Origin of the sequence: Enterobacter cloacae complex sp. S3, from assembly GCF_014930495.1 — a bacterium.
In the GTDB taxonomy this organism is placed as follows: Bacteria; Pseudomonadota; Gammaproteobacteria; order Enterobacterales; family Enterobacteriaceae; genus Enterobacter; species Enterobacter asburiae_B.
Genome location: NZ_JADBRD010000019.1, coordinates 35149 through 52118, shown reverse-complemented (window position 1 = coordinate 52118; position 16970 = coordinate 35149). Strand labels below are relative to the sequence as shown.

The 16970-nt window shown below is 57.6% G+C and carries 15 protein-coding genes and 1 riboswitch; of the genes, 4 read left to right on the top strand and 11 right to left on the bottom strand.

Annotated features, from left to right (window positions below; genetic code table 11):
* The gene (gene araB, locus IM317_RS12050) at positions 1-1710 is read right to left on the bottom strand and encodes a ribulokinase (protein WP_033144614.1); all 1710 of its coding nucleotides are present in this window, start codon (positions 1708-1710) and stop codon (positions 1-3) included.
* Positions 1711-2047: 337 nt separating this feature from the next.
* Here araB and araC point away from each other — a divergent pair, with 337 nt between their 5' ends.
* On the top strand, positions 2048-2893 hold the full coding sequence (araC, locus tag IM317_RS12045; protein WP_033144615.1) for an arabinose operon transcriptional regulator AraC: 846 nt from the start codon (positions 2048-2050) through the stop codon (positions 2891-2893).
* Positions 2894-3021: 128 nt separating this feature from the next.
* Entirely contained in the window at positions 3022-3789 is a 768-nt protein-coding gene (locus IM317_RS12040; protein ID WP_033144616.1) for a DedA family protein, read from the top strand.
* A 43-nt stretch (positions 3790-3832) separates the two neighbouring features.
* On the opposite strand, the gene thiQ is transcribed toward IM317_RS12040, so the two are convergent.
* The 4 genes from thiQ to sgrR all read right to left on the bottom strand — a co-directional run bounded on the left by thiQ (position 3833) and on the right by sgrR (position 8911).
* Positions 3833-4534, bottom strand: coding sequence for a thiamine ABC transporter ATP-binding protein ThiQ (thiQ, locus tag IM317_RS12035; protein ID WP_033144617.1), 702 nt, complete (start codon positions 4532-4534; stop codon positions 3833-3835).
* On the bottom strand, positions 4518-6128 hold the full coding sequence (gene thiP / locus IM317_RS12030; RefSeq protein ID WP_033144618.1) for a thiamine/thiamine pyrophosphate ABC transporter permease ThiP: 1611 nt from the start codon (positions 6126-6128) through the stop codon (positions 4518-4520). Before thiP ends, thiQ begins: the two co-directional genes overlap by 17 nt.
* Positions 6104-7087 (bottom strand): thiamine ABC transporter substrate binding subunit, encoded by a 984-nt coding sequence (thiB, locus tag IM317_RS12025; RefSeq protein ID WP_033144619.1) that lies wholly within the window; start codon positions 7085-7087, stop codon positions 6104-6106. The genes thiP and thiB overlap by 25 nt, the downstream gene beginning before the upstream one ends.
* Positions 7088-7118: 31 nt before the next feature.
* A riboswitch (TPP riboswitch) is annotated at positions 7119-7219 on the bottom strand.
* 36 nt (positions 7220-7255) lie between these two features.
* The gene (gene sgrR, locus IM317_RS12020) at positions 7256-8911 is read right to left on the bottom strand and encodes an HTH-type transcriptional regulator SgrR (RefSeq protein ID WP_033144620.1); all 1656 of its coding nucleotides are present in this window, start codon (positions 8909-8911) and stop codon (positions 7256-7258) included.
* Positions 8912-8999: 88 nt separating this feature from the next.
* Here sgrR and sgrT point away from each other — a divergent pair, with 88 nt between their 5' ends.
* Both sgrT and IM317_RS12010 read left to right on the top strand, forming a co-directional pair.
* Positions 9000-9152 (top strand): glucose uptake inhibitor SgrT, encoded by a 153-nt coding sequence (sgrT, locus tag IM317_RS12015; RefSeq protein ID WP_023334488.1) that lies wholly within the window; start codon positions 9000-9002, stop codon positions 9150-9152.
* Between the two features lie 119 nt (positions 9153-9271).
* Entirely contained in the window at positions 9272-10450 is a 1179-nt protein-coding gene (locus tag IM317_RS12010; protein WP_033144621.1) for a sugar efflux transporter, read from the top strand.
* A 48-nt stretch (positions 10451-10498) separates the two neighbouring features.
* Here IM317_RS12010 and IM317_RS12005 read toward each other — a convergent pair whose 3' ends face one another.
* The 6 genes from IM317_RS12005 to leuA all read right to left on the bottom strand — a co-directional run bounded on the left by IM317_RS12005 (position 10499) and on the right by leuA (position 16920).
* On the bottom strand, positions 10499-11080 hold the full coding sequence (locus tag IM317_RS12005) for a cytochrome b/b6 domain-containing protein (protein WP_033144622.1): 582 nt from the start codon (positions 11078-11080) through the stop codon (positions 10499-10501).
* Between the two features lie 106 nt (positions 11081-11186).
* Complete coding sequence (locus IM317_RS12000; protein ID WP_033144623.1) at positions 11187-12077, bottom strand: cation diffusion facilitator family transporter; 891 nt, start codon at positions 12075-12077, stop codon at positions 11187-11189.
* A gap of 161 nt (positions 12078-12238) precedes the next feature.
* Positions 12239-12844, bottom strand: coding sequence for a 3-isopropylmalate dehydratase small subunit (gene leuD / locus IM317_RS11995; RefSeq protein ID WP_032642569.1), 606 nt, complete (start codon positions 12842-12844; stop codon positions 12239-12241).
* A 10-nt stretch (positions 12845-12854) separates the two neighbouring features.
* On the bottom strand, positions 12855-14255 hold the full coding sequence (gene leuC / locus IM317_RS11990) for a 3-isopropylmalate dehydratase large subunit (protein WP_033144624.1): 1401 nt from the start codon (positions 14253-14255) through the stop codon (positions 12855-12857).
* Positions 14256-14257: 2 nt separating this feature from the next.
* On the bottom strand, positions 14258-15349 hold the full coding sequence (leuB, locus tag IM317_RS11985; protein ID WP_023310385.1) for a 3-isopropylmalate dehydrogenase: 1092 nt from the start codon (positions 15347-15349) through the stop codon (positions 14258-14260).
* A complete protein-coding gene (leuA, locus tag IM317_RS11980) occupies positions 15349-16920 on the bottom strand; it encodes a 2-isopropylmalate synthase (RefSeq protein ID WP_029741222.1) in 1572 nt (523 codons plus the stop codon). The genes leuB and leuA overlap by 1 nt, the downstream gene beginning before the upstream one ends.
* Positions 16921-16970: the final 50 nt, after the last annotated feature.

The window sequence follows — 16970 nt, the reverse complement described above, 5'->3', positions numbered from 1 at the left end:
TTAATGGGTCAGGGTTGCCGTAGTGTCCGCGGTGCTTTTGGCCGGGGCGGCGACAGGGAGATAGTGAAGTTCGGCGCTTTTTGCCCATTGCTGGTAGCGCTGATAAAGCTGTTCAAAGCGTTGCGCCTGCTGGGCACGCGGCTGGAGCGTGTTTTCGACGGCGCTCGCCATATGCTGCTGCGCGGTCGGGATGTCGACATGCACGCCCGCAGCCACGGCAGCGAAAATCGCCGCGCCCAGCGCGCAGCACTGATCGGAGGCCACAATCTGCAGCGGACGGTTCAGCACGTCGCAGCAGGCCTGCATGATCACCGGGTTTTTACGGGCGATACCGCCCAGCGCCATCACGTTGTTGACGTCGATACCCTGCCCGGTGAAGCACTCCATAATGGCGCGGGCACCGAAGGCCGTTGCGGCAATCAGACCGCCGAACAGCGCAGGGGCGTCGGTCGCCAGGTTGAGATCCGCGATCACCCCTTTCAGACGCTGGTTGGCAAACGGCGTGCGGCGGCCGTTAAACCAGTCCAGCACCACCGGGAGGTGATCGAGAGACGGATTTTTTGCCCAGGCTTCGGTGAGCTGCGGCAGAAGCTGCTTTTTGCTGTCGGCTATCTGGGTTTTCAGTTCAGGATGCGCCGCCGCCAGCTGGTCCAGCGGCCAGCCGAGCACGCGACCAAACCAGGCGTAGATATCGCCAAACGCGGACTGACCGGCTTCAAGACCGATGAAGTCCGGCACCACGCTGCCGTCAACCTGGCCGCAGATGCCTTTCACCGCCCGGTCGCCGACGGTGGCTTTATCTGCCGTCAGGATGTCGCAGGTGGAGGTCCCGATGACTTTGACCAGCGTGTTTGGCTGTGCGCCCGCGCCCACGGCGCCCATATGGCAGTCAAAGGCGCCGCCGGAGATGGCCACGTTCTGCGGCAGGCCGAGGCGCGTCGCCCACTCTTCGCAGAGGGTGCCGACGGGAATATCGGCGGTAAAGGTGTCGGTAAACAGCGGGTACGTCAGGCTCTTGTTGAGGATCGGGTCGAGCTCATCGAAGAACGCGGCCGGAGGCAGGCCGCCCCAGCTTTCGTGCCACAGGGATTTATGCCCGGCGCTGCAGCGGCCGCGGCGGATATCCTGCGGGCGGGTGGTGCCGGAGAGCAGGGCAGGCACCCAGTCGCACAGCTCAACCCATGACGCCGCAGCCTGCGCAACGGCTGCGTCGGCACGGGTGACGTGAAGGATCTTGGCCCAGAACCATTCGCTGGAATAAATCCCGCCGATGTAGCGCGAGTAGTCTGTCTTGCCCGGCTGATGGCACAGGCGCGTAATGGCTTCAGCCTCTTCTACGGCGGTGTGGTCTTTCCACAGCACGAACATGGCGTTCGGGTTGTCGGCAAACTCCGGGCGCAGCGCCAGCACGCGGCCTTCGGCATCCACCGGGGCAGGCGTGGAGCCGGTGCTGTCGACGCCAATTCCGACAATCTCAGCCCGCTGGGCGTCAGTCAGTTCGGCAAGGACGGTTTTGATCGCCGCTTCCAACGACTCGATATAGTCACGCGGGTGGTGACGGAACTGGTTGTTAGGCGCATCACAGTAGCGCCCCTCTTGCCAGCGCGGGTACCACTCAACGCTGGTTGCTATCTCCTGGCCGGACGTACAGTCCACTGCCAGCGCGCGAACCGAATCGCTACCAAAATCGAGGCCAATCGCAATTGCCATGGTGTTGCTCCATCGAAAAAACAGGTATGGAAGAACATTAGAGACTGGGGAAAAAAGTCGTCAGGCAGGATCCGCTAATCTTATGGACTAAATTGCTGTTACAACGGAAAGTGTGACGCCGTGCAAATATTCAATGTGGACATTTCTGCCGCACTTATAGACACTTTTGTTACTGGTTATCTGCCTGCTCTGGCGGAGAAATCAGGGGGAAAGGCTGAAACATGGCGGACGTAAAAGCGGCGTGATGCTTTTTGGATCTTTTCGCGGGCCATTTTAAAGCTGCTTTTAGTGATATGGACAATTGGTTTCCTTCAGGACCCTTGGGAGAACTGAATCTATGGCCGAAACGCAAAACGATCCCCTGCTGCCGGGATACTCGTTTAACGCGCACCTTGTGGCGGGACTGACCCCTATCGAGGCTGAGGGATACCTCGACTTTTACGTCGATCGACCGCTCGGCATGAAAGGGTATATCCTCAACCTGACCGTGCGAGGGGAAGGGATCATCAAGAACGGCGACCAGCAGTTTGTCTGCCGCCCCGGCGATATCCTGTTGTTCCCGCCGGGGGAGATCCACCACTATGGCCGTCATCCGGATGCCAAAGAGTGGTATCACCAGTGGGTCTATTTCCGTCCACGCGCCTACTGGCAGGAGTGGCTTTCGTGGCCCGCCATTTTTGCGCATACCGGTTTTTATCGCCCGGATGAGGTTCATCTGGGGCAGTTTCGCGAGCTTTTTGCGCAGATTATCGAGGCGGGACAGGCCGGTGGTCGCTACGCCGAACTGCTGGCGATTAACCTGCTTGAACAGCTGCTGCTGCGACGGATGGAGGCGATTAACGAATCGCTTAACCCCCCGCTGGACAACCGCGTGCGCGACGCCTGCCAGTACATCAGCGACCACCTGGCCGATAGCCAGTTTGATATCGCCAGCGTTGCTCAGCACGTCTGCCTGTCGCCGTCGCGGCTGTCGCATCTGTTCCGCCAGCAGCTGGGCGTCAGCGTGCTGAGCTGGCGCGAGGATCAGCGCATCAGCCAGGCAAAGCTGCTGCTCAGCACCACCCGGATGCCGATTGCCACCGTCGGACGCAACGTGGGCTTTGAGGATCAGCTCTATTTCTCCCGGGTATTTAAAAAATGCACCGGCGCCAGCCCGAGCGAATTCCGCGCGGGATGTGAATAAACGGTAAAAAAAGATAAACAAACAGGTGAATGGAGAAAGCAACCTGTAAACTATTCAGACAATTGTTGCCTTGACGCGGTGCGGGGCGCTAAGCAGAATCGCTGATTCGTTTTCTGACCGGAATAGTTATGCAGGCATTGCTGGAACACTTTATTACCCAGTCCGTTATGTACTCGCTCATCGCCGTGGCGCTGGTGGCGTTTCTGGAATCGCTGGCGCTGGTTGGGCTGATCCTGCCCGGCACCGTGATGATGGCAGGGCTTGGGGCGCTGATTGGCAGCGGCGAGGTCAATTTCTGGCAGGCGTGGCTGGCCGGGATTATCGGCTGTCTGCTCGGCGACTGGATCTCCTTCTGGCTGGGCTGGCGCTTTAAGAAGCCGCTGCACCGCTGGTCGTTCATGAAAAAGAACAAAGCCCTGCTGGATAAAACCGAGCATGCGCTGCATCAGCACAGCATGTTTACCATCCTCGTCGGCCGCTTTGTCGGGCCAACGCGTCCGCTGGTGCCGATGGTGGCGGGGATGCTGGATCTGCCCGTCGCAAAATTCGTGGTGCCGAACATTATCGGCTGCGTCTTCTGGCCGCCGTTCTACTTCCTGCCGGGGATCCTGGCCGGCGCGGCCATCGATATCCCCGACGGTATGCAAAGCGGTGAGTTTAAGTGGCTGCTGCTGGGCTCGGCTGTGCTGCTGTGGCTGGCGGCATGGCTCTGCTGGCGACTATGGCGCAGTGGGAAAGCCAGCGTCGATCGCCTGACGCGCTATCTTCCGCGCTCTCGCCTTTTGTGGCTGGCTCCGCTGACGCTGGGTGTGGCCGTGGTGGCGCTGGTCGCGCTGATTCGTCACCCGCTGATGCCGGTATATGGCGAAATTCTGCTGAAGGTGGTGAGCCGTTAAGGTTTATTCCCTCTCCCCGTGGGAGAGGGCCAGGGTGAGGGCATCAGACCGCACGAATGCCCAACAGTGAAGACGCCCCCGCCTTACCGCTCAGCAGTTCTTCTGTTTTTCCATCCCACAAAATACGCCCTTCGGCAATCACCACCGATCGCGGGGCGATGCGGGCAGCATCCTCAATACTGTGTGAAACCATCAGCATCGTCAGCTGCTGGCGCTGGCAGACGTCCTGAACCAGGGCGAGCATCTCCTGGCGCAGCGCGGGATCGAGCGCCGAGAACGGCTCATCCAGCAGCAGTATCGGCTGCTCGCGCACCAGGCATCGCGCCAGCGCCACGCGCTGACGCTGGCCGCCGGAAAGCTCACCCGGCAGCCTGTCGATGAACTCGTTGATCCCCATCTGGGCGGCAATGATCTCCAGCTTCTGGCGCTGGGCATCGTTCAGCCTGAGTCCCGGATGCATCCCCAGCGCGATGTTTTGCCGCACCGTCAGATGGGTAAACAGGTTGTTTTCCTGAAACAGCATTGAGACCGGACGTTTCGCGGGCGGCGTGTGGGTATGATCTTGATTGTTAATGACGATCGCGCCGCTTGCCGGCTGCAGAAAACCCGCAATCAGATTAAGCAGCGTGCTTTTTCCCGCGCCGCTTGGGCCAAGCACGGCGATCATCTCCCCCTGGCGCACGGAGAGCGTGAAGCGCATCGGCAGATGCTGGTAAAGCCAGGTTACATCAGTCAGTTTTAACATCACGCCCCGGAAGTTTTTCGATAACGGTAAATAAGGCAAAGCACAGCAGCAGCAGTAACAGCGCGGTGACCGCGCCGTCCTGACTGCGATAAGAGCCGATCTGCTGGTAGAGCCAGTATGGCAGCGTGCGGAAATCGTCATTGCCAAAGAGAGCCACCACGCCAAAATCCCCAATCGACAATACGCAGGCAAACGCCAGCGCCTGCGCCAGCGGACGTTTTAGCGCGCGGAGTTCCACCACCTTCAGCCGCTGCCAGCCCTGCATGCCCAGCGACTGGCACAGCAAACCGTAGCGGCTGTTGACGTCGCGCATCGGGTTTTCCAGCACTTTGAGCGCGTAAGGGATGGCCATCAGGGCGTTGGTGAAAATCACAATGCCGTCGGCCCTTTCCGGCAGGCCGATGGTGCTGTTGAACAGTAAAAAGAAGCCCGTCGCCAGTACGATGCCCGGCATCGCCAGAATCAGCATCCCTGTCAGCTCCAGCGTCTGCCCGGCCTTTTGGGCCTGCCGGGCATAGAGTTCACGGCTGCTCCACAGCAGCATCATGGTTAGCATGACGCACAGTAACCCTGCCGCCAGGGCGATACGCAGCGAGGTCCAGGTCGCCTGCCAGAGGACGGGCTGTTGCAGGACGGACATGAGATTGAGGTTCAGTCCGTCAACGATAACGGCCATCAGCGGCGGCAGCAGAAGCAGGAGCGCCAGCGCGATCAGGATAAAATCGGTAACGCGGCTGTGCAGGCTGTCCTGCGGATCGCGCCAGCCGGTTATTTGATTACTGCCAGCGGGAATGGCTTTACTCAGCCGCTGGCTCAACAGCACCAGCGCAAGGCAGCACGCCATCTGCACCATCGCCAGCAGCGCGGCGCGACCGGGATCGTAGTCGTAACTCAGCGCCTGGTAAATCGCCAGCTCAATGGTGGTGGCCTGCGGCCCGCCGCCGAGCGACAGCACGGTGGCAAAGCTGGCAAAGCAGAGCATAAAGATTAACGCCGCGACGGGCGGGATCTGGCGGCGCAGCCACGGCCATTCGACAAAGCGGAAGAACGACACGCCGCGCATGCCGAGCTGGGCGGCAATCTGACGCTGTTCGCCGGGAATGTTTTCCAGCGCCTGCAAGAAGAGGCGCGTTGCCATCGGCATATTGAAAAACACGTGCGCGAGCAGAATGCCCTGCAGTCCGTAAGGAGAGAATGACCATTCCAGACCAAGCTGGCCGAACAGCGAAGCCAGCCAGCCCTGGCGACCGTAAACGCTGAGGATCCCAAATACCGCCACCAGCACGGGCAGGATCAGCGTCATGGCGCACAGGCGCAGCAGTGCCAGCCTGCCGGGAAAACGGCGCCGATACAGGGCGCGCGCAAGAAAAATAGCCGGGAGCACCGACAGCAGGGCTGAGAGCGACGCCTGCCAGAAGGAGAAACGGATAACGTGCCAGAGGTAGCTGTCGTGCCAGAGGGCGAGCAGGTCGCTCTCTGGCGCGTTGAACCACAGTGCAAGAAAAGCCCCCAGGCTGACCGCCACCATCACTGTGGCGGCGAGCAGCCCGGGAAGTAACCAGCCGGGAATCAACGGCTGACGGCGCGTTGCCATTCACTTACCCATGCTGCACGCTGCGCGGCGACCTGTTGCGGCGTAAACTCCAGCGAGGTGTTTGGTTTGGTCAACTGCTCGAAACCTGCGGGCAGCGCAACGTTCGTGACCGGATACATCCAGTTGCCTGCGGGAATCGCATTCTGGAACGCCGGTGAAACCATAAACTTCAGGAACTTCTCGGCCAGCTCCGGCTGTTTGCTGGCGGCGGTACGCGCGGCGACTTCCACCTGCAGATAGTGCCCTTCAGCAAAATCAGCGGCAGCATAGTTATCTTTCTTCTCGGCGATGATGTGGTAGGCCGGAGAGGTGGTGTAGCTCAGCACCAGATCGCTTTCACCTTTCAGGAACAGGCCATAGGCTTCGCTCCAGCCTTTGGTGACGGTGACGGTTTTGGCGGCCAGTTTCTGCCACGCCTCCGGCGCTTTATCCCCGTAAACCTTTTGCATCCACAGCAGCAGGCCCAGGCCTGGCGTACTGGTGCGCGGATCTTCATAAATCACGCGCCATTTCTGGTCACTCTCAACCAGTTCTTTCAGGCTCTTCGGCGGGTTTTTCAGCTTATTTTTGTCGTAAACAAAAGCAAAGTAGCCATAGTCGAACGGCACAAAGGTGTCGTTTTTCCAGCCGCCCGGCACGTTAACGGCCTCTGCCGCGACGCCGCTTTTGGCAAACAGTTTGGTTTGCGAGGCGGCCTCCAGCAGGTTGTTATCCAGACCGAGCACCACGTCGGCCTTGCTGTTTTTCCCTTCCATGCGCAGACGGTTGAGCAGCGATACGCCATCTTCCAGCGCCACGAACTTCAGCTCGCAGTTACAGTCAGCTTCGAAGGCTTTTTTGACTACCGGGCCAGGGCCCCAGTCGGCAGAGAAGGAGTCATAGGTGTAGACCGTCAGGACGGGCTTCGCAAAAGCAGGCAGCGCAAACAGCGCCAGCAGGGGAAGAACTTTTTTTAACACTTTGCACCTCAAGGTTGAGTGGCAAAGGATTTTGAGCGACAGCCTCAAATCCCTTCGCCGGCGTTATCCGGATCAGGTTCGACGGGTATTATCTCAGCGCACATCTGTGATGCAGCACCCCGTTGAGAACGGCGCTATTGTAATGATTTGGTGAATATTACGAAAGTGTTATGGCTCCGGCGGCGCAAACCAGGCGGATTTAAAATCAAACCAGCCCAGGGTATTCATCCGCAGGCCGCGCATGCTGCGCTGGCCCTGGATCATCAGCCAGTGGTGGATCAAGGGTACGATCGCCTGCTCGGCCAGCAGCTGCTGGCACCACGCTGCAAGATTCATTTCGCCCGCGCGCCACAGGGCGGCATCCTGCTGCCAGTCACGGTCGATGCAGTGCTGGATCAGCGGGACTTCATACAGATGCGAGAAAAGGGAAAAATCGAGCGGCAGGGTAAAGTTGGCGCTGTTGAGCCAGATATCACTGGCGATCTCCCCCTGATGCCATTCGTCATAGTCCACTTCCCTGACCTCTAACGTGACCCCCTCGGCTGCCAGCAGCCGGGTCATGATTCTGGCGATAAAACGATGCTCCACGTGTTCGCGGTAGTAGGTCAGGGTGATGGACTCCAGCCCTGCGGGTTTGTCGCAGTGCACCGGGCGGGCGTGGTGCCAGCGCGGAAGCAGGCCGTACGCCGGGAACCAGTAGGTCTGGTACTGCTCTTCCGCATGGTAAATCAGATTGGAAGGGGACAAAACGTGGCTAACCCACTTGCGGACGGCCTGGTTTGCCCCACGGTGGGTGCGGCGGTCAAACAGGAGATAGTAACACCCTTCCTCGAGGCGACTCTCCACGGCTTTTTCTCCCGTGGTGGGGCCTTCCAGCGTCAGCCCGCAGCTCAGATCTTCATTGAGATCCGGCAATACCCAGACGTTCACTTCGTCGATGAGCGCCCGATAGCCAAAGTAGTCGTCGAACGCGCGGATTTTCAGCTGGTTGCTGTTATTGCGGGACACGGAGTAGGGCCCGGTGCCAATCGGCAGGCTGGCAAAATTGTTCATTGATTCCCACTCGCCGGGCAAAATCATCGACGGCACGTAGCCCAGCAGCCAGGGAAGCCACTTATCCTGTTGCGACAGCTCAATATCCAGCGTCCAGGCCGTGGGCGAGTGGATGCGGGAGATATGCGAGTAGAGCGGTAGCCTGCGGGCACGTTCCAGGGAGGCGATGACGTCGTGCATTTCCAGCTCGCGGCCGTGGTGAAAGTGGATGCCGGGGCGTAAAAAGAAGCGCCAGTGGCGCGGGGAAAGCTGCTGCCAGTGGTGCGCGATATCCGCCTCCAGTTCCCCGTTTTCCTCATTTATCCGCGTCAGGCCGCTGAAGATTTGCCGGGCCATATGCGTTTCTGAGCGGCGTAAGGCCGTGCCGGGCAACAGATTTTTCATCGGACGGTAGTAGAGCACCCGCAGAATGTGGCGGCCCTGACGAAAGCTGCGCCCGAGATGGGAAACCAGCATCTGGCGCACGGCGGCTTTGTCGCCAACCAGCTGTACCAGCTGATCGATGCGGTCCTGCTCGAGCAGATCTTCCGCGCGCTGCTGCTGCAGCGCCAGCCCGGTATAGAGGAAGGTCAGCCGCGAACGTTTGCCGCGTCCCGCCTCCGCTTCCCAGCTTAACCAGCCCTGCTGCTGCATGGTGTTGAGCAGCGTGCGCATATGGCGGCGGGAGCAGCTAAGCAGGTCAGCCAGCTCGTTGAGCGTAGTCTCCTGCGATTGCCCCTCGCAGCACTGCCAGAGGCGGATAAACTGTTGTTGCAGACGACCGGAAGGCATAAAAGGGGAACTCCTGACAAAAAACCAGCAATTTATTTATCCCTATATTAGGCCAATAATTCTCCCCGATGAAGCGAGGAGGTAAATTATGAAGAGGTCTACCGCACGTCAGTTTTATCAGCAGTACTTTTCAGCGACAAAAGGATCGTCCTGGCTGGCCCGCCGGTGTGCAGAGCAACGGCTGAAAACGTTAGAAGAATTGATGCAGTGGGACGTTACAACACCGACCTCTTCCCGCTAACTCGCCTCGATCATGTGTGACTGAGTATTGGTGCTTATCACCCGCCAGCAAAATGTTTTTGCTGGCTTTTTTCGTTTACTATTCACCCAATTTCGATTCGCTTTCACAAGGACTTGCGCATGCTCTGGTTGATGACGATGGGGCGACGCCTGAACGGCGTGTATGCCGCTTTTATGCTGGTGGCCTTTATGATGGGCGTGGCGGGGGCGCTGCAGGCGCCGACGCTGAGCCTGTTTCTCAGCCGCGAGGTGGGGGCGCAGCCGTTTTGGGTCGGCCTGTTTTACACCGTTAACGCCATTGCCGGGATCCTGGTCAGCCTCGCGCTGGCGAAACGATCGGACAGCCAGGGCGATCGCCGCAGGCTGATCCTCTTTTGCTGCGCCATGGCCGTGGGAAACGCGCTGCTCTTTGCCTTCAACCGTCATTATCTGACGCTCATTACCTGCGGCGTGCTGCTGGCGTCACTGGCGAACACCGCCATGCCGCAGCTGTTCGCGCTGGCCCGTGAATATGCGGATAACTCGGCGCGTGAAGTGGTGATGTTCAGCTCGGTGATGCGCGCCCAGCTTTCGCTGGCGTGGGTCATTGGTCCGCCGCTGGCCTTCATGCTGGCTTTGAACTACGGCTTTACCACCATGTTTTCCATCGCCGCCGGGATTTTTGTCATCAGCCTGGCGCTGATTGCCTTCGCGCTGCCGTCCGTGGCGCGCGTCGAACAGACGACGGATAAACCTGTCACCGAGGTGAGCGGCTGGCAGGACAAAAACGTCCGCATGCTGTTTATTGCCTCCACGCTGATGTGGACCTGCAACACCATGTACATCATCGATATGCCGCTGTGGATCAGCAGCGATCTGGGCCTGCCGGACAAGCTCGCGGGGATCTTAATGGGAACTGCCGCCGGGCTGGAAATTCCGGCAATGATTCTGGCGGGTTACTACGTTAAGCGCTTTGGAAAGCGCAGGATGATGATTGTCGCCGTGGCGGCCGGGGTGCTGTTCTACGCGGGGCTGATCCTTTTCCATTCGCGGGAAGCGTTGCTGGCGCTGCAGCTGTTTAACGCCGTGTTTATTGGGATTGTTGCCGGGATCGGCATGCTCTGGTTTCAGGATCTCATGCCCGGTCGTGCCGGCTCGGCGACCACGCTTTTTACCAACAGCATTTCAACCGGGGTGATTCTGGCGGGCGTGATTCAGGGGGCGCTGGCGCAAAGCTACGGGCATGCGTCTGTCTACTGGATAATTGCGGCGCTATCCGTCGTGACGCTTCTGCTGACCTGCCGCGTAAAAGACGTGTGATCGGATGAACGAAACGGAGCCCGGGAACGCCGGGCTCTGTGAACCGTTTTATTCTGAATACTGATATTTACGCTGCGCGCGTAGCGTCAGGTACATATGAACGAGGCCCATGAAGCCGTGTGCCCAGAAATATGTCTCAATAAAGACCGTCAGGAATTTATGCAAATCTAAGACGGATTCCGTGACGGACGATACCGGCCCGAGCGTGGCGTTCAGCACGAACCAGGCCGCGCCGCAGAGTGCAACGCCCAGCAGCGCCAGCACGCCCAGACCTTGCACCGTTGCCGCCATACCGCCGGCATGCGCGTCAGGAAGCTGACGCTGCGCGAGGGTGCGAATATCGTCAACAATTCCGCGAAAATCCAGCGCCAGCCAGGCGAAGTAATACTTAAATCCGCGCTGGGTTAACATCCATGCCATCATGGCAATGCCACAAAAAATTAAACCAAACCCGGAGATAACATGGATCCAGGTGACAATTCCGTTCAGACCGGATTCATGGAGGGCTTCACTTTCGGTGAAATTAGAATTGATAATCTGGGCGAGGACCAGTAAGGCCACAAGAATGTGCAGTATGCGAAGAAAAGGCGTTTCTTTATGGGGAAGCGTATCGCGCAATGTTGGTTTCATCGCTTTTTACCTCAATAATGAGAGAGCTGATGCGATGCAGTGTGACGCAGATTAATTAACGAAACCTTAACGGTCGGTTGCGTCACACTGTATTTATGCGTTCCGGTTAGCGGGCAGGATCAATATGCGTCATCACGTTCAGCACATTGAATTTTTGCATCACGTTATTTCTGGCATTCACAGCAATCTGATGTCCTTCTTTTACGCTTAATTCGCCGTTTACTTCCAGATGGACATCGACAAGGGCTAAATCGCCCATCTTGCGGGTTTTTAAATCATGGAGTCCGGTGACGCCCTCGGTTGCGAGAAGACACGTTTTGATGTCGTGCTCCAGCTCGGGCTCAAGCGAACGGTCCATCAGATCGTGCAGGGCATCGGCAGAAAATTTGTAACCCATGTGGGCGATGAATACTCCGACAATCAGGGCCGCAATGAGGTCCATCGCGTGAAAACCCACTAAATTCCCGGCAATGCCGATGGCGACAACCACTGACGACGCTGCGTCAGAACGGGCATGCCAGGCATTGGCTATCAGCAGCGAGGACTGAATACGTTTTCCCGTGGCAAACATGTATCTGAACAGGCTTTCCTTTACCACCAGCGCCAGAATCGCCACCCACAGCGCGGCCCCTTTCACCAGCTGATGCGTCTCGGGGTGAAGCAGTTTATTGCCTGCGGACCAGAGCATCCCGACCCCCACAAGCAGCAGAATAGCGCCAATAATGAGCTTTGCACCGTTTTCGAAACGCAGATGACCGTAATGATGATCGATATCAGAGGCTTTCTGGCTCTTTTTATTCGCAACCAGAACGACAAAGTCGGAGGATAAATCGGAAAGAGAATGAATCCCATCAGCAATTAAACCTTGTGAACCGGAGAATATCCCTGCAAGTATCTGAAAGGCGGTGAGTAAACTATTTATTATTACGCTCACTAATGTGCATTTATGTATTTCCCGAGAACGGATATGAGACTCATTGCCATTTTTCTTTTCCATGATTATTTCCGCTGCCAGCTGATTGAGCGGTTATTCTGCGCAGGAAACATTAAATTGACATTAAATATAACGTCATTATTGGCTGGGTTTGGGAAGTATTTACAGAAGGAGGGGGGATCGGGATAAAACGCGGCCTGCAGAATGGACTGCAGGCCGGAGGGTTATTTCATAAATGCAGGTTGTTTGTTTTCGTAAGTGGCAATCGCCGCGTCGTGCTGGAGAGTTAAACCAATGCTGTCCAGACCGTTCAGCATGCAGTGACGGCGGAACGCATCAATGCTGAAGCTGTAGGTCTTATCCCCGGCTTTCACCACTTCTGCTTCCAGATCCACTTCAAACGAAATGCCCGGATTCGCCTTAACCAGCGCGAACAACTCATCGACCTGTTCATCGCTCAGCGTGACGGGCAGCAGCTGGTTGTTGAAGCTGTTACCGTAAAAAATATCCGCGAAGCTTGGGGCAATGACCACTTTAAAACCGTAGTCGGTGAGCGCCCACGGCGCGTGCTCACGGGATGAGCCGCAGCCAAAGTTTTCGCGTGCCAGCAAAATGGAGGCGCCTTTGTATTCCGGGAAGTTCAGAACGAATTCCGGATTAGGCACTTCTCCCTTATCGTCCAGGAAACGCCAGTCGTTAAACAGATGTGCGCCGAAACCGGTACGCGTCACTTTCTGCAGAAACTGTTTTGGAATAATAGCGTCAGTATCGACGTTAGCGGCGTCCAGCGGGACAACCCGGCCCGTATGTTGGGTAAATTTCTCTGCCATGATTGTCTCCTTATTTCAGGCTGCGAATATCGGCGAAATGGCCGGTGACTGCCGCAGCGGCGGCCATTGCCGGGCTGACCAGATGGGTGCGCCCACCGCGGCCCTGACGGCCTTCAAAGTTACGGTTGCTGGTGGAGGCGCAGCGCTCGCCCGGATTCAGGCGATCGTTGTTCATGGCCAGACACATGGAGCAGCCGGGCAGACGCCACTCGAAGCCCGCTTCGATAAAGATCTTATCCAGACCTTCGGCTTCCGCCTGGGCTTTCACCGGGCCGGAGCCAGGTACCACCAGCGCCTGAACGCCTGGTGCCACTTTGCGGCCTTTGGCAATCTCGGCGGCGGCACGCAAATCTTCGATACGGGAGTTGGTGCAGGAACCGATAAAGACTTTATCAATGGCGACATCGGTCAACGGCACGCCGGGCTTCAGCCCCATGTAGGCCAGCGCTTTTTCCGCACTGGCGCGCTCGACCGGATCGGTAAAGGATGCCGGGTCCGGGATATTGTCGTTAACGGAAATCACCTGGCCCGGATTGGTGCCCCAGGTCACCTGAGGCGCAATCTCTTCTGCCTGCAGCGTGACGACAGTGTCAAAGGCTGCGCCATCGTCGGTTTTCAGGGTTTTCCAGTACGCTACCGCGTCGTCAAAATTCTGACCTTTCGGCGCGTGCAGACGACCCTTCACGTAGTTGAAGGTGGTTTCGTCCGGCGCGACCAGACCGGCTTTTGCGCCCATCTCAATGGCCATATTGCACAGGGTCATGCGCCCCTCCATGCTCAGCGCCTGGATGGCTTCACCGCAGAACTCGACAACATGACCGGTGCCGCCCGCGCTGCCGGTTTTACCGATGATGGCCAGCACGATGTCTTTTGCGGTAATACCCGGTGCGGCTTTACCCTTCACTTCAATCTTCATGGTTTTGGCGCGGCCCTGTTTCAGGGTCTGCGTTGCCAGCACATGTTCCACCTCGGAAGTGCCAATCCCGAACGCCAGAGCGCCAAACGCGCCGTGGGTCGCGGTATGGGAGTCCCCGCAGACGATGGTCATGCCCGGCAGGGTGATCCCTTGCTCTGGCCCCATCACGTGGACGATGCCCTGGTACGGATGGTTGAGGTCGTACAGCTCAACGCCAAATTCATTGCAGTTCTTAATCAGCTCCTGCATCTGGATACGCGCCATCTCACCCGAGGCATTAATGTCTTTGGTCTGGGTGGATACGTTGTGATCCATCGTCGCGAAGGTTTTACCCGGCTGACGTACCGGACGCTTGTGCGCCCGCAGGCCGTCAAATGCCTGAGGAGAGGTCACTTCGTGCACCAGATGACGGTCAATGTACAGCAGCGGGGTTTCGTTTGGCGCCTCGTACACAACGTGCGCATCAAACAACTTTTCATATAACGTCTTAGCCATGATTACACCCCTTCAGCGACATAGCGGGCAATAATGTCGCCCATTTCATCGGTACTGACTGCCGCCGTGCCGCGTGCCAAATCACCGGTACGGACGCCTTCTTCTAACGCCCGGTTAATGGCGTTTTCAATTGCGGTTGCCGCATCGCCTGCATCCAGGCTGTAGCGCAGCAGCAGGGCCAGGGAGAGGATCTGCGCAATAGGGTTGGCAATGTTTTTGCCTGCAATATCCGGCGCGGAGCCGCCCGCAGGCTCGTACAGGCCAAAGCCTTCTTCATTCAGGCTTGCGGAGGGCAGCATGCCCATCGAGCCGGTGATCATTGCGCACTCGTCAGAGAGGATATCGCCGAACAGGTTGGAGCACAGCAGCACGTCAAACTGGGACGGATCTTTAATCAGCTGCATGGTCGCGTTGTCGATGTACATGTGCGACAGCGCGACGTCCGGGTACTGCTTAGCGACTTCGCTGACGATCTCGCGCCACAAAATGGAAGACTGCAGCACGTTCGCTTTATCAATGGAGGTCACTTTATGGCGGCGTTTGCGCGCCGACTCGAACGCGATGTGGGCGATACGTTCGATTTCGAAACGGTGATACACCTCGGTGTCGAACGCTTTCTCGTGTTGTCCGCTGCCTTCGCGTCCTTTTGGCTGACCGAAATAGATCCCACCGGTCAGTTCACGCACGCACAGAATGTCGAAACCGTTGGCGGCGATATCCGCACGCAGCGGGCAGAACTCTTCCAGACCCTGATACAGCTTCGCCGGACGCAGGTTGCTGAACAGTTTGAAATGTTTACGCAGCGGCAGCAGCGCGCCGCGTTCAGGCTGCTCTGCCGGAGGCAGGTGTTCCCATTTCGGGCCACCGACGGAACCAAACAGCACGGCATCGGCATTTTCGCAGCCTTCCACGGTCGCTTTTGGCAGCGGCGTACCGTGGTTATCAATCGCAATACCGCCCACGTCGTAGTGGCTGGTGGTGATTTTCATCGCAAAACGCGCGCGAACGGCTTCCAGTACTTTCAGCGCCTGTGCCATCACTTCCGGACCAATACCGTCGCCCGGCAACACAGCAATATGGTAATTCTTCGACATTACACGGTTTCCTTGTTGTTCTCTTTATTCTGAGCTTTGCGTTGCAACTCTTTTTCGACTTCGGCGGCGCGCCAGATGTTGTTCAACACGTGTACCATCGCTTTCGCGGAGGATTCAACGATATCGGTCGCCAGGCCCACGCCATGGAAGCGGCGGCCATTGTGGGTAACAACTATGTCGACCTGACCCAGTGCATCTTTGCCGTGGCCCTTGGCCGTCAGGTCATATTTCACCAGCTCAACGTCATACTCGGTGACGCGATTAATCGCCTGGTAGATGGCATCGACAGGGCCGTTACCGTTAGCGGCCTCTGCTTTAATTTCATCGCCGCAGGCCAGTTTGACCGAGGCGGTGGCGATGTCGCTGGAGCCGGACTGCACGTTGAAGTAATCCAGACGGAAGTGCTCCGGCTCTTCCTGCTGCTTGTTAATAAAGGCCAGCGCTTCCAGGTCATAGTCGAACACCTGGCCTTTTTTGTCGGCCAGTTTCAGGAACGCGTCGTACAGCTGGTCCATGTTGTAATCGCTGTCCTTATAACCCATCTCTTCCATACGATGTTTAACCGCCGCGCGACCGGAACGGGAGGTCAGGTTCAACTGCACCTGATTCAGGCCGATGGATTCCGGGGTCATGATTTCGTAGTTTTCACGATTCTTCAGGACGCCATCCTGGTGAATACCGGAGGAGTGCGCGAAGGCGCCGGTACCGACAATTGCTTTGTTAGCCGGAATGGGCATGTTGCAAATCTGGCTGACGGTCTGGCTGGTGCGCCAGATTTCGTTGTGATTGATGCGGGTGTGCACGTCCATGATGTCTTTGCGCACTTTGATCGCCATGATCACTTCTTCCAGCGAACAGTTGCCCGCGCGTTCGCCGATACCGTTCATCGCGCCTTCTACCTGACGCGCGCCAGCGTGGACGGCGGCGATGGCATTGCCTACGGCCAGACCCAAATCATCATGGGTGTGGACGGAGATAATTGCTTTATCAATATTCGGCACGCGGTCATACAGGCCGGTGATGATGTTGGAGAACTCAAACGGCATGGTGTAGCCGACGGTGTCCGGGATGTTGATGGTTTTCGCGCCCGCGTTGATGGCGGCTTCCACAACGCGCGCCAGGTCTTCGATTGGCGTACGGCCCGCATCTTCACAGGAGAACTCAACGTCATCGGTATAGTTGCGTGCGCGTTTAACCATGTAGACCGCGCGCTCAATCACCTCATCCAGCGTGCTGCGCAGCTTGGTTGCGATGTGCATAGGCGAGGTAGCAATAAAGGTGTGGATACGGAACGCTTCGGCGACCTTCAGCGACTCGGCGGCGACGTCGATGTCTTTCTCTACGCAGCGCGCCAGGGCACAGACGCGGCTGTTTTTAATGGTGCGCGCAATGGTCTGTACGGATTCGAAATCACCTGGGGAAGAGACAGGGAAACCGACCTCCATCACGTCAACACCCATACGTTCGAGAGCCAGCGCGATCTGCAGTTTCTCTTTTACACTCAGGCTTGCCTGTAATGCCTGTTCACCGTCACGTAAAGTTGTATCGAAAATAATGACTTGCTGGCTCATGGGTTAGGTCCTTGTCAGTCTTAGGGCGCCTTGCTACGAGCATAAAAAAA

Bases quoted from the DNA above. Each gene is read 5' to 3' on its own strand.
- thiP (WP_033144618.1), bottom strand. From the start codon at position 6,128: ATGGCAACGCGCCGTCAGCCGTTGATTCCCGGCTGGTTACTTCCCGGG.
- IM317_RS12000 (WP_033144623.1), bottom strand. From the start codon at position 12,077: ATGGAAAAGAAAAATGGCAATGAGTCTCATATCCGTTCTCGGGAAATA.
- leuB (WP_023310385.1), bottom strand. From the start codon at position 15,349: ATGTCGAAGAATTACCATATTGCTGTGTTGCCGGGCGACGGTATTGGT.
- leuC (WP_033144624.1), bottom strand. From the start codon at position 14,255: ATGGCTAAGACGTTATATGAAAAGTTGTTTGATGCGCACGTTGTGTAC.
- sgrT (WP_023334488.1), top strand. From the start codon at position 9,000: ATGAAGAGGTCTACCGCACGTCAGTTTTATCAGCAGTACTTTTCAGCG.
- IM317_RS12005 (WP_033144622.1), bottom strand. From the start codon at position 11,080: ATGAAACCAACATTGCGCGATACGCTTCCCCATAAAGAAACGCCTTTT.
- araB (WP_033144614.1), bottom strand. From the start codon at position 1,710: ATGGCAATTGCGATTGGCCTCGATTTTGGTAGCGATTCGGTTCGCGCG.
- IM317_RS12040 (WP_033144616.1), top strand. From the start codon at position 3,022: ATGCAGGCATTGCTGGAACACTTTATTACCCAGTCCGTTATGTACTCG.
- thiQ (WP_033144617.1), bottom strand. From the start codon at position 4,534: ATGTTAAAACTGACTGATGTAACCTGGCTTTACCAGCATCTGCCGATG.
- sgrR (WP_033144620.1), bottom strand. From the start codon at position 8,911: ATGCCTTCCGGTCGTCTGCAACAACAGTTTATCCGCCTCTGGCAGTGC.
- leuA (WP_029741222.1), bottom strand. From the start codon at position 16,920: ATGAGCCAGCAAGTCATTATTTTCGATACAACTTTACGTGACGGTGAA.
- araC (WP_033144615.1), top strand. From the start codon at position 2,048: ATGGCCGAAACGCAAAACGATCCCCTGCTGCCGGGATACTCGTTTAAC.
- leuD (WP_032642569.1), bottom strand. From the start codon at position 12,844: ATGGCAGAGAAATTTACCCAACATACGGGCCGGGTTGTCCCGCTGGAC.
- IM317_RS12010 (WP_033144621.1), top strand. From the start codon at position 9,272: ATGCTCTGGTTGATGACGATGGGGCGACGCCTGAACGGCGTGTATGCC.